The 11,544-nt window shown below is 58.0% G+C and carries 10 protein-coding genes; 2 read left to right on the top strand and 8 right to left on the bottom strand.

Translation table 11 applies throughout. From position 1 onward, the window contains the following. Positions 1 to 9 precede the first annotated feature (9 nt). The 8 genes from M5D89_RS07915 to hfq form a co-directional block, all read right to left on the bottom strand. Complete coding sequence (locus tag M5D89_RS07915; protein WP_248885284.1) at positions 10 to 930, bottom strand: lysophospholipid acyltransferase family protein; 921 nt, start codon at positions 928 to 930, stop codon at positions 10 to 12. Continuing rightward, positions 927 to 1,703: a GNAT family N-acetyltransferase gene (locus M5D89_RS07910; RefSeq protein WP_248885283.1), complete on the bottom strand. Its 777-nt coding sequence runs from the start codon at positions 1,701 to 1,703 to the stop codon at positions 927 to 929. Before M5D89_RS07910 ends, M5D89_RS07915 begins: the two co-directional genes overlap by 4 nt. 153 nt (positions 1,704 to 1,856) lie before the next feature. Continuing rightward, positions 1,857 to 3,146: an adenylosuccinate synthase gene (locus M5D89_RS07905; RefSeq protein ID WP_248885282.1), complete on the bottom strand. Its 1,290-nt coding sequence runs from the start codon at positions 3,144 to 3,146 to the stop codon at positions 1,857 to 1,859. 19 nt (positions 3,147 to 3,165) lie between these two features. Then, on the bottom strand, positions 3,166 to 4,380 hold the full coding sequence (locus tag M5D89_RS07900) for an ATP phosphoribosyltransferase regulatory subunit (RefSeq protein ID WP_248885281.1): 1,215 nt from the start codon (positions 4,378 to 4,380) through the stop codon (positions 3,166 to 3,168). After that, complete coding sequence (locus M5D89_RS07895) at positions 4,377 to 5,255, bottom strand: SPFH domain-containing protein (protein WP_248885280.1); 879 nt, start codon at positions 5,253 to 5,255, stop codon at positions 4,377 to 4,379. Before M5D89_RS07895 ends, M5D89_RS07900 begins: the two co-directional genes overlap by 4 nt. Beyond that, complete coding sequence (gene hflK / locus M5D89_RS07890) at positions 5,252 to 6,376, bottom strand: protease modulator HflK (protein WP_248885279.1); 1,125 nt, start codon at positions 6,374 to 6,376, stop codon at positions 5,252 to 5,254. Before hflK ends, M5D89_RS07895 begins: the two co-directional genes overlap by 4 nt. Before the next feature lie 20 nt (positions 6,377 to 6,396). Continuing rightward, the gene (hflX, locus tag M5D89_RS07885; RefSeq protein WP_248886450.1) at positions 6,397 to 7,656 is read right to left on the bottom strand and encodes a ribosome rescue GTPase HflX; all 1,260 of its coding nucleotides are present in this window, start codon (positions 7,654 to 7,656) and stop codon (positions 6,397 to 6,399) included. Between the two features lie 47 nt (positions 7,657 to 7,703). Next, positions 7,704 to 7,973 (bottom strand): RNA chaperone Hfq, encoded by a 270-nt coding sequence (gene hfq / locus M5D89_RS07880; RefSeq protein ID WP_248885278.1) that lies wholly within the window; start codon positions 7,971 to 7,973, stop codon positions 7,704 to 7,706. A 185-nt stretch (positions 7,974 to 8,158) separates the two neighbouring features. Between hfq and ppc the strand changes: the two genes are divergently transcribed. After that, entirely contained in the window at positions 8,159 to 10,960 is a 2,802-nt protein-coding gene (ppc, locus tag M5D89_RS07875; RefSeq protein ID WP_248885277.1) for a phosphoenolpyruvate carboxylase, read from the top strand. Between the two features lies 1 nt (position 10,961). Further along, a complete protein-coding gene (locus M5D89_RS07870) occupies positions 10,962 to 11,534 on the top strand; it encodes a Maf family protein (RefSeq protein WP_248885276.1) in 573 nt (190 codons plus the stop codon). The last annotated feature ends 10 nt before the right edge of the window (positions 11,535 to 11,544 follow it).

Below are 11,544 nucleotides of genomic sequence, written 5' to 3'. Positions count from 1 at the left end.
GATCGCTGATCAATGTGACTGACTGCGTTGGCGCCAAGCCTCCCAGGCAGAGCGTAAGCGGTGGCGGGCGGGGTCGAGATAGGTAATTTCCGCGCCCTCTTCCATTCGTCGCAATGCTTCGCGGATCAAACGCTGAGTCTCTTTGGCGAGTTCTCGCCGACCCAGCTCTGGAGACAGCGCTGTACCAAAATGCACCCGTAATGTGAGGGGTGCGGAGGCAGTGAGGCGCCATAGATGCCCGGCGAGGGTATCTTCGCCGATAAAGGGGCAGAGACGGTCGGCGTGGCCGGGCCGTAAGAGGTCCTCGTAGCGCAGGGTAACGGGCATCACCTTACTTTGCGCATTGACCGCAGTCTCAAAGGGGGCGGCAAAAAATTCCCCGACATCATTACCATCGCTGGTAGTTCCTTCCGGGAAGATGGTGAGAATCCGCCCATCGCGCAACACTTCCGCAGCATTCTTGAGCACGCGCTGGCTCGCTCGAGCGTCGTTCCGATCAATAAAAAAAGTCCCTAGCCGGCCTGCCAAGCGACCGAAGAGAGGCCACGCTGCCATTTCTTTCTTCGCCACGAACTGGCCCGGAGACAACGCGGCCAAGGCGAGAATGTCGAGATAGGAGACATGATTGGCCGCCAGCATCACCGGTGCTTGCGGCAACGTACCGGCTACCCGCAGGCGGATCCCCAGGATGCGCAAGGCAACACCACACCACCAGCGAAAAACCGCAAGCGACCGTGCGTCTATGGTTTGATGGCGACCGTAGTACCACCAGCTCAGAGGAAAAGCGATCGCCAAGTGCAGGGCGAGGGCGGGGACTCGCCACAGGCGCCGGTATGCGCGGGATCGACTGCGCCGCAGAATGCGGTCGCTGGGATACGGGATCAATTGCGCGTGGGCGGGAGAATTTTGTCGTCGTCGACGGAACTTCATTTGCCTTGTGCTACAGGATCCAGAAAGCGCTGTTGGTAGCGGGAGGTAATGAGGCGAGAGTCACACCAGACAAAGAAGTCCGCACAATGGAACTGCGGGTCCCAGTACGGCTCCCCACCTAGTCGCACCCCCGCCCGCAGGTAGCCTTTGAGGAGACTCGGCAACTCTACCGGCTCAACCTGCGCTGTCACATCAAAAGCGGGTACCGTCCGCAAGGGAAAGACGCGTTGCTCCACCGGAACCATCTGCTCTGCCAACGACCGGTATAACGCACCCAAGGCGGGACCGTCTGTGCTGTGTACGCTAGCGCAACCCATGAGATGGTCGATATCCCACATACTCATGGCCTCGGCCAGACCAGACCACAGTAGGACAATCACCGCTCCCTGGCGATAATCCGGATGAACACAGGAGCGGCCTAATTCCATGACCCGAGAGCCAAGCGCTAACGGTCGAGAAAGATCGAATTCGGTCTGCGCATAGTAGCGGCCCACATTGGCTACCTGCTCCGGAAGAAACAATCGATAGGTACCAACGACCTCCTGCCGCACCTCATCTTCGACAATCAAGTGCTCACAAAAGGGATCATATTCATCCTGATCGATTCCTGGTGGGCCGCTGAGCTGTGCCCCGAACTCAGCGCTGAACACTCTGTAGCGTAGGCGTTGCGCGGCCTCCACCTCGTCCTGATGGCGGGCAAGGTACAAGCGCAGTGAGCGCTCCCCTTTCCCGGTGTTACGTCCCATACTTTTCTGAGCTTGCGTATTGAGCATCCTTCAATCTCCCTGTGACGGGTTGTAGGAAATAATAGTATGACCTAAAACCATGACAATAGTGCGACATTTTTATGACATTTTGATGACAGCGCCAGGGAAAAACGCTGCTCATGTTGAACACTATTCAGCAAAAGGACCAAACCCATCGGCTCACAGGAATGCCTCGCGCAGGATGGTATGCACGCGATCTGGGCCCGTGGAAACAATAGCCAGAGGCCGCTCCACCAGCGTCGAAAGTGCTTCGAGATACGACCGCGCATTCTGCGGTAGATCCTGCCAGCGTTGAATCCCTGCCGTCGACTCTGTCCAGCCGGGGAAGCTTTCATAAATGGGTTCACAGTCAGCCAACGACTCTGCACCCCCAGGTAGATCGCTACATTCTTGCCCACGCACACGATAGCCCGTTGCTACGCGAATTTCTCCCAGGCCATCAAGGACATCGAGCTTGGTCATGCAGAGACCGCTCACCCCATTCACGCGACAGGAGGCACGCAAGGCGACCGCATCGAACCAACCACAGCGCCGCGCCCGCCCGGTGGTCGCGCCCACCTCGCCGCCACGTTCCGCCAACCAGCGCCCGGTATCATCCAACAGCTCCGTGGGAAAAGGACCAGAACCGACGCGGGTCGTATAGGCCTTGGTGATACCCAGGACGTAGCCCAGCTCTCCCGGGCCCACGCCCGTCCCCGCAGCGGCTGCACCGGCCACGGTGTTGGACGAGGTAACGAAGGGATAGGTGCCGTGATCAACATCCAGCAAAGTGCCCTGGGCACCCTCAAACAGGATGCGTCCACCAGCAGCCTGGATCTGACTAAGACGTAAAGATACGTCTGTTGTCATGGGCGCCAAGCGCTCCGCATAAGCGAGACTTTGCTCCAAGATGCGGTGAAAATCCTCTGGTTCTTCCTTGAAATAATGCTGCAGCACGAAATTGTGGTAGTCCAGGGCTTCCCCCAACTTCGCGGCAAAACGCTCCCGGTGAAAGAGGTCTGCAACCCGCAGAGCGCGCCGCGCGACCTTATCCTCATAGGCGGGGCCAATGCCGCGCCCAGTGGTGCCGATACGCGCCTCCCCCTTGGCCCGTTCGCGCGCCAGGTCGAGGCGTTTGTGATAAGGCAGAATGAGCGGGCAGGCCTCGGAAATGAATAGCCGCTGGACGGCGTCGGGGACCGTTTGCAAGAGTGGATCCAACTCCTCGAACAGGGCCACGGGGTCGAGAACCACCCCATTACCAATCAGGCACTGCACCTCAGGGCGCAAAATGCCGGAAGGAATCAGGTGTAGTACGGTCTTTTTGCCGCCAATGACCAGCGTGTGCCCAGCGTTGTTCCCCCCCTGGAATCGCGCCACTGCCTGACAGTGCTCGGTAAGCCAGTCAACGATCTTGCCCTTGCCCTCGTCACCCCATTGGGTGCCCACCACCACTATGTTCTTGGACATCGATCTAGACCCCAGAAAATCAGAATGCAGAAAAGGGAAGCTCGGGACTACGTGCTACCAGGGTCCAGCGACCCTGCTCGCGGACCAGCACAGCGTCATATCCCACCGGCAACTCTGCTGCGGTGCCGGCAAGGTCCTGCACCACCGTATATCCCTGTCCCCGTAGGTCCTGTATAGCTTGCCAAAGCTCTGCGTCGTGTCCACTCGGGGCCCATACCGATGGAGCGGGCTCTGCATCGACTAAATCCCGCAGCAGAGGACGCAAGTCAAGGCTGAAACCCGTAGCCGGGCGACTCCGCCCAAACGCTGCACCAACGCCATCGTAACGCCCGCCCCGCGCGATAGCCGCACCGCGTTGGGCGGAGAAGAGCGCAAACAACATTCCCGTGTGATATCGATGTCCCTGCATCTCCGCCAGATCTGCCCGAATATCCAAATCCGGGTAACGCTGAGCCAGCACCTGCCAGACAAATTCCAGCTCATCAAGGGCGCGCAGAATGGCGGGAAACGCGGCAAACTGCTGCCGCGCTCGCGCCAAGACCTCATGATCGCCATGCAAATCCGTCAAGGCGAGAAAGGTCTCGGCACTGCGGGCAGTTACCACGTCGCTGCGCAAGAGCTGGCGCAGATCTGGCCACGCCTTGCGCTCCAGAAGGCGTAGCAGCTCACTCTGATCCCGAAGCGAGAGGCCCGTTTCCTGCGCCAAGCTGCGTGGAATCGCCACATGCCCCAGATCCAGCACGAGATCGCCGCTGGAACAACAGCGCCGCACACTCTCCACCAGCAAACTCAGGATTTCCAGATCGGCATCCGCGCTGCCCACACCAAACAGCTCAGCCCCCACCTGAAAAGGCGCCCGACTCCCTCCCAGGGCATCGGGCTGCGCCCGCAACACCGTCCCGGCATAGCTTAAGCGCCTCGCTTCCTCGCCGCGCGCCATCTGCACATCAATTCGTGCCATTTGCGGGGTCATATCGGAGCGGAAACCGAGAACCCGACCGCTGGCCTGGTCCAATACCTTCCAGGTTTCCAGATCGAGGTCTACCGCGCTGCCGGTAAGCAGGCTTTCCAGATGTTCGAGCATGGGCGGGATAACCTGGCGATATCCCCAACGAGCAAAGAGATCGAGAAGTTCGCGCCGTTTCCCCTCCAATGCCGCCGCCTGCCGTGGCCCCATATCTTCGAAGCCCGCGGGCAAGATCCATGTCGCTGATTTCTCCTTTGTCTGAATCATGGCTTGCCGGCCCCTTGCACGCCATCACGTAGATAGCGAAGCAGCGGAGAATCGGCGGGCAGCACCCAGACGTCACCCGCCTTGGCACTGTGACGCAGCACCTCGAGGCTGCGGTAAAACGCATAGAAGCGCGGATCTTTCCCGTAGGCATCGGCGTAGATCTTGGCTGCCTCTGCCTGCGCCTGACCCAGGCTTTGCTGCGACGAGGTATAGGCTTGACTCAATATTTGCTGGCGCTCCTTTTCGGTGGAACTTTTGATCTGATCGATCTGCTCCTTCCCCGCCAGCTGGGCCGCTGCGATCTGCGTTTGCAAATCGGCACGCATTTTCTTGTACACCTCCTGCTGCGCATCAGCAGTCAGCCCGATTTCCAGAAAATGTAAGTCGTCTAATGAGATTCCATCGCGTTGTAAGCTTTTGCCGACCCGATCGCGCAACTGCCGCTGCCAATTGCTCAGCACCGTCAGACTCGGCGCAACGCCAGAATTGTCCTCGACAATCCGAGTCAGCGCAGCCTGAACCACGTCACTGACCTGACTTTCTGCCAGAGCGGTATTCAAACCACGCTGATAAAATCTTTCGGCATCATTGACATGCCACTGCACGAAGCAATCGAGTTGCTGGCTTGGTCCATTGCTCGGCGTAATCGTAACCGCCTTCGTGCTCTGGCTGCGCCGACGCGTATCAATGACTTGCACCGACTGCAGGAAGGGCCAATGCATGTACAAACCGGGTTGCGATCGCACGGCACTCACATGACCAGCACTGAGAACCACAGCGCTCTGCCCTGGACGCAGTTCGTAAAAACTGGCGGATAACAGATAAAGCACCAGAACCAGCAGCAGGACGAGCCAGCTCCAAGAAATGGGTTTCATGATTTCTGGTCTCCACTCGCCGTGGGAGCGCTCGACTTAGTCTCTGGCGCTGGGTGTGAAGGCGCTGTCACATGGACTGACACCTGGGCGCCCTGCCCGTCCGCCACCACGATTTTGCCTGCCTTGTCGAGAATGTCCTGCATCGCCTGCAAATACATTTGCTTACTGCTCACCTGTGGGTCGCGTTGGTAGGCCTGATAGACGGCATCAAAGCGGGCTGCATCACCCCGCGCCTTGCCCAGCAGTTCTTCCGCTTGCACATTGGCTTGATTGCGCATTTTTTCTGCCTCCGCCTTGGCAGCTAACAAGGTCTTGCTGCCATCCGCCTTGACCTGCTCGGCTTGCTCTTCCGCTTCTTTGTGAGCTTTGGCAATTTTCTCGTAATCGGCATCGAGCGCCTTCGGATGCGCAAGCTCAATGATTCGTACCGATTGCAGGGCGATGCCACTATCACTGTTGGCCAACAAATCCTGCGCCCTCTGCAGCAACTGCTGCTCTAACGGCGCATGGGCGGCGGTGAGCAATTGCTGCGAGCTCATGCCACTAGTTACCTGGCGCAGTTCAGCACTGAGTACGAAAGCCAGATACTGCTGCGGATTGCTGTTGGCGAAGAGAAAGGCACGCGGATGCTCGATGCGGTAGTCTGCGGCATAGCGCACATCGACGATCTCACCGTTGCTGGTGAGGATACGTCCCGGACTGAGCGCCTCGCCGGAATCCCCATAGCCCAGAACCAAGCGACGGCTACGACCAACATCCACCATCTGCACCGATTCAATGGGCGCAGGCCAATGATAATGACTTCCAGGAGGCACGGTGGCGATCACTCGACCAAAGCGCAAGACCACACCCTCCTGACCAGCACCGACATCGTAAAACCCGGAGAGCAACCAAATGGCAATCAGTACCGCAACGACGACCAACGGTAGCCAGCGGAGGAAAGGAATTTTGCGTCGTGGACCCGAGCCCGGAGCCGACGAAAACTTGCTTCCTAGTTTGCGCAGTTCTTTGGTAATTTTCTCGATGTTCCACGCTGCGCCTTTCGGACGCTGACCCCAAGGACCTTGGCCCCCGTTTTTTCCGCCTTGATTACCGTTCCCGCCCGGATCACTCCATGGCATCCCGCTCTCCTTGTGCCGGACTATGGGCGCATTGTAGAAGGCAGATCTGCTCGCTGACAACTATCTGCCCGATACCGCTTTTGCAAGCCTGCCCACACCTGCTCCTCAATTTCGAGCAGCAGGTGACCCTGTCCATTGCTGTCATAATATTCTTCCAAAACTGTGCCCGCCTGAAACAGGCTCGCGCGCAGCGCGCCCTCCTCCGGACCCAGCGCACAATCTAGTCGCAAACGCGTCCCATGCACTCGCTGCGCAATGACTGTGCGCGCTCTTTCCACACCAGCCCCAGATTGGGCACTGAGCCAGAGGTCGCTCACCCTACCGGCGTCGTCCAATCGTTCGCGCGGCTCTTCGCCGAGTAGATCGATCTTATTGAAGACGCGAATGCGAGGAATCTCGTCAGCGCCAATCTCTGCCAAGATCCTCTCCACCGCAGAAATCTGCTCATCCCGGTCCGGTGCCGCCGCATCGATCACATGCAAGAGCAACTGCGCCTGATTCACCTCCTCCAGCGTAGCGCGAAAGGCGGCGATCAATTCTGTCGGGAGATCGCGCAAGAAACCCACCGTATCCGCGACCAGGGTAGTGGCCCCGCTGGCTCCAGCCAGACGGCGGATGGCGGGATCAAGTGTGGCGAACAATTGGTCTGCTGCATACTGTGCATTCGCAGTCAATGCATTGAAAAGGGAGGACTTGCCGGCATTCGTGTAGCCTACCAAAGCCACCGTAGGCGCGGGCGCGCGGACCCGAGCACGCCGTTGTGTGGCCCGTTGTGCTGCGACGCGCGCCAGTCGCTCCCGCAGAATACGAATGCGCACACCAATGAGTCTCCGGTCCGTCTCGAGCTGGGTTTCCCCTGGGCCACGCAAACCAATACCGCCACGCTGTCGTTCCAGATGGGTCCAGCCACGCACCAAACGCGTACGTAGATGATCCAGCTGCGCCAGCTCTACCTGCAACTGCCCCTCGTAGGTACGCGCGCGCCGGGCGAAGATATCCAGGATCAAACCTACCCGATCCACTACCCGCGCGGCGCAGGCTCGCTCCAGGTTGCGCTCCTGAATCGGGGTCAACGAACGGTCGAAGAGGAGAAGATCGACATCATTGGCACGCACGAAATCGGCAATCTCTTGCACCTTGCCACGACCAATACAGGTGGCAGGATCCAGACGCGCGCGGGGAACCGACCACAGCGCAAGAATGATCGCGCCGGTATCTGCTGCCAGCTGGCGAAATTCCTCGCCACCATCCTCCGATGCTCCTGGGCCAGCGACGTGTATGAGTAAGGAGCGATCCCGGTGAGAACGCTCGATATCGAGACTTTGGCTCAGTCGCTGGCCTCGTCCCCAGCGACTTCACCCTCGGCTTCCGGGAGAGGCAAGCGCACGTCGCGGCTGGGTACCACCGTAGAAATGGCGTGCTTATAGATCATCTGACTGACATTATTGCGCAACAACACGACGAATTGATCAAAGGACTCGACGAACCCCTGCAGCTTGATGCCATTGACCAGATAGATCGCGACCGGAACGTGCTCCTTGCGCAACAGATTGAGGAAAGGGTCTTGCAAGATTTGCCCTTTTTGCTGACTGGCCATTATTGTCTCCTTTTTGACTCGCATCATGCCATCGGCTACGCATATTAGACTATCTCAAAACACAGCGCGACGCCATGACCAAGTGATTACCCGACGCTTGGTGTGACAGGCCTTTTGACCTCTCGACGGAATCTCGATAAGTTTCCTCTTGCGCTTACGCCACCATACCAAATTGGGGAGAGCCTTTGGACGCAAAGAAACCGACCAGCGATCGTGCCCTGCGCGCTCGCGTCAAACGCTTGGGCAATATTCTCGGAGACGTGCTGCGAGAGCGCGCCGGGGAACGGGTATTCAGCGCCGTCGAACAACTGCGTCAAGGCTATATTCGACTGCATCGTCGTGACGATCCCAAGCTGCGTCAACGCCTCGCCCGTTTTATTGATGCGTTACCCCAAGATGACCTGGTGCTCGTCATCCGCGCCTTCAACACCTATTTCAGTTTGGTCAATATCGCGGAAGAGGAGTTTCAGCATGTGCAACGGCGCCGCCTGCTGCAGCGTGCCAGTGGTCTCTGGGTAGGATCCTTCGAGGAAACGTTCCGGCAACTGCAGCGCAAGGGCATCAATGCCGGGCAGCTCCAGTATCTGCTTGGACAGATTCGCTATTTACCGGTATTCACTGCCCATCCCACGGAATCCAAACGGCGTACAGTTTTGCACGCCCTGCGCCGCATCTTCCTGACCAGCAAGGCGTTGGATGACCCTTCTCTGAACGATGAGGAGGAAAATGACGTACTGCGCCAGCTGGAAGCACAAATCCAGATTCTCTGGGAAACGGAAGAGGTTCGCACCAACCGCCCGCAGGTACAGGACGAAGTCGAGAACGGCCTCTTCTATTTCCGTGACAGCCTCTTCCAGGCTGTCCCCATGACCTATCACGCTGCGCGCCGCGCCGCGCGGCGGGTCTTCGGCGAAAGTCAGGTCGATATCCCCGCGTTCATGCGCTTCGGTTCGTGGATTGGTGGTGATCGCGATGGCAATCCGAACGTCACCGCGGCGATCACCGGCTGGACCTTGCGCACCCAAAGTGTCGAGGTGCTACGCGAGTATCAGCGCCGTCTTTCCGAGCTCTACCCGCTGTTGGGGCATTCCGCGCGCTTTTGTGCCATTTCCCCGATCTTGCTGGCCTCCCTCGAGAAGGATGCGGATGATTTCCCAGAGCTCGCAGAGTGGGTAGATCAACGCTTTCCCAGCGAACCCTACCGGCGCAAATTGCGGTACATGATGACCCGTCTCGATCTGCGTCTACGACAACTGGAAAATGGTCAGAGCAGTAGCGGTTTTGCTGCCGGTGGACCGGCATATGCCAGTGATCAGGATTTTCTTGCTGACCTGCTGTTGGTACGCGATTCTCTGCGCGGTCATGGGGATGACTACATTGCCAATCATTCCGTTCAGGATCTGGTCTGGTTGGTAGAAACTTTTGGATTCCATCTCGCGGCCCTCGACATCCGCCAGGAATCGACCGTCCATACGCGCACCATCGCCGAGCTCTTCAGCAATATTCCTGAATTTCAAGGCTATGCCGAGATGGAAGAAGAGCACAAATTGGCCCTTCTCAGTAACACCCTACGCAAGCCGGGCAAGATTGTGGAATCGCCACCGGAAAAACTCTCTCCTCTGGCTGCAGAGACCTGCGCGATGTTCAAATGCATTGCCCAACTGCGGCGAGAAATTGGCGAACGCTCCTTCGGCAATTACGTGATCTCCATGACGCACGAGGCGAGTCACGTGCTCGAAGTCCTCGTGCTGGCGAAGGAATTCGGGCTTGCTGGCTGGTCACGTCAAGGGCTGTACAGCGAGATTGCGGTTACCCCCCTCTTCGAGACGATCCACGATCTGGAACGTATGGAAACCGTCATGGGTCGCCTACTGGATGATCCGATCTATGCCGAAATTCTGCGCAGCCAGGAAAATACGCAAGAGGTGATGCTGGGTTATTCCGACTCCTGCAAGGATGGCGGCATTCTCTCCTCCAGTTGGTCGCTCTATCAGGCACAGCTGGAACTCGCCGCTCTCGCCGATCGTCGCCGCATCCACATCCGCATCTTCCATGGGCGCGGAGGAAGTGTAGGACGCGGTGGCGGGCCCACCCATGAAGCGATCCTCGCACAGCCGGCAAATACGGTGCGCGGCCAGATCAAGATTACCGAGCAAGGCGAAGTGCTGTCGTTCAAATATGCCAATCTGGAAACGGCTGTCTATGAGCTTACCGTTGGCGTGACCGGCTTGATGCTGGCCAGCATTGGCTTGGTGCAGACCGTCCCCCACGATCAACCCACTTTTTTAGAGGTGATGGCGGCCCTGACCAAAGGCGGCGAAGCGGTCTACCGCGAGCTCATCGAGAATACGCCGGGATTCATGGACTACTTCTACGAGGCAACCCCACTGAACGAGATTGCCCATATGAATATCGGCTCTCGTCCTTCCCACCGCCAACGTGGTGACCGCTCGATGAGCTCCATCCGTGCCATCCCCTGGGTCTTTGCCTGGGCCCAATCCCGTCACGTGCTACCGGCTTGGTACGGGCTAGGCTCCGCAATTCGTCAATGGCGTGGAGATGATCCCAACCGACTGAAGATCTTACAGGATATGTATCGTCATTGGCCTTTCTTTCACGCCTTGCTGGGCAACATTACCATGGCCATGGCCAAGGCAGATATGACCTTGGCCGCTGAATATGCCAGTCTGCCCAACGATCAAGTATCCGCGCAGCAAATTTATGCCAAGATCAAAAGGGAATTTGAGGTCAGTCTTGCAGAAATGCTATTGGTGCAGAATCAAGAGAAACTCCTGAGTGAAGACCCTGGGTTGGCCTTTTCTTTGCAACGTCGGAATGTCTATATGGAGCCCCTGAATCACATCCAGATCGCCTTGCTCCGCCGCTATCGCAATGAAGACACATTACCCGAGTTCCGCGAGACCTGGCTTGACCCTTTGCTGCGCAGTATCAACGCCATTGCTGGCGGACAACGGAATACCGGCTGAGATGAAGCTCATCCTGGCATCTTCCAGCCCCTATCGGCGGGAACTCCTGCAGCGACTCCATCTGCCTTTTACCTGGGAGTCCCCAGCAATTGATGAGAGCAGACGAGCTGACGAGACAGCAGAGACCCTGGTGCAACGCTTGGCGCAGGAGAAAGCGACGGCAATCCGCGACAAAATGCCCGATGCCTGGGTGATTGGCGCAGATCAGCTGGTACGCTGTGGCCAAGAACTCCTTGGCAAATCCGGCAATGCCGAACAGGCATTTGCGCAATTACAGACGATGCAGGGGAACTGCGTCGAGATCTTGAATGGGCTCTGCCTCCTGGGCCCACAGAAATCTATACAAGTAGAATTGATCCCGTATCGAGTATTCCTACGCAAACTCAGTGAAGAGGAAATCTGGCGCTATATCGAAAAGGAGCGGCCTTTCGACTGTGCAGGGAGTTTGCGCGCCGAAGGGCTGGGCATCTGCCTGATTGATCGCATGGAAGGGGAGGATCCGAACGCCATCATCGGTCTCCCCCTGATTCGACTTTCTGCAATGCTGCGCAAATCAGGATTCGTCCTCCCCTGATTTTTGCTTT

Source organism: Acidithiobacillus acidisediminis, assembly GCF_023277115.1.
GTDB classification, from domain to species: Bacteria; Pseudomonadota; Gammaproteobacteria; order Acidithiobacillales; family Acidithiobacillaceae; genus Igneacidithiobacillus; species Igneacidithiobacillus acidisediminis.
This window is presented reverse-complemented; position numbering and strand designations above follow the sequence as displayed.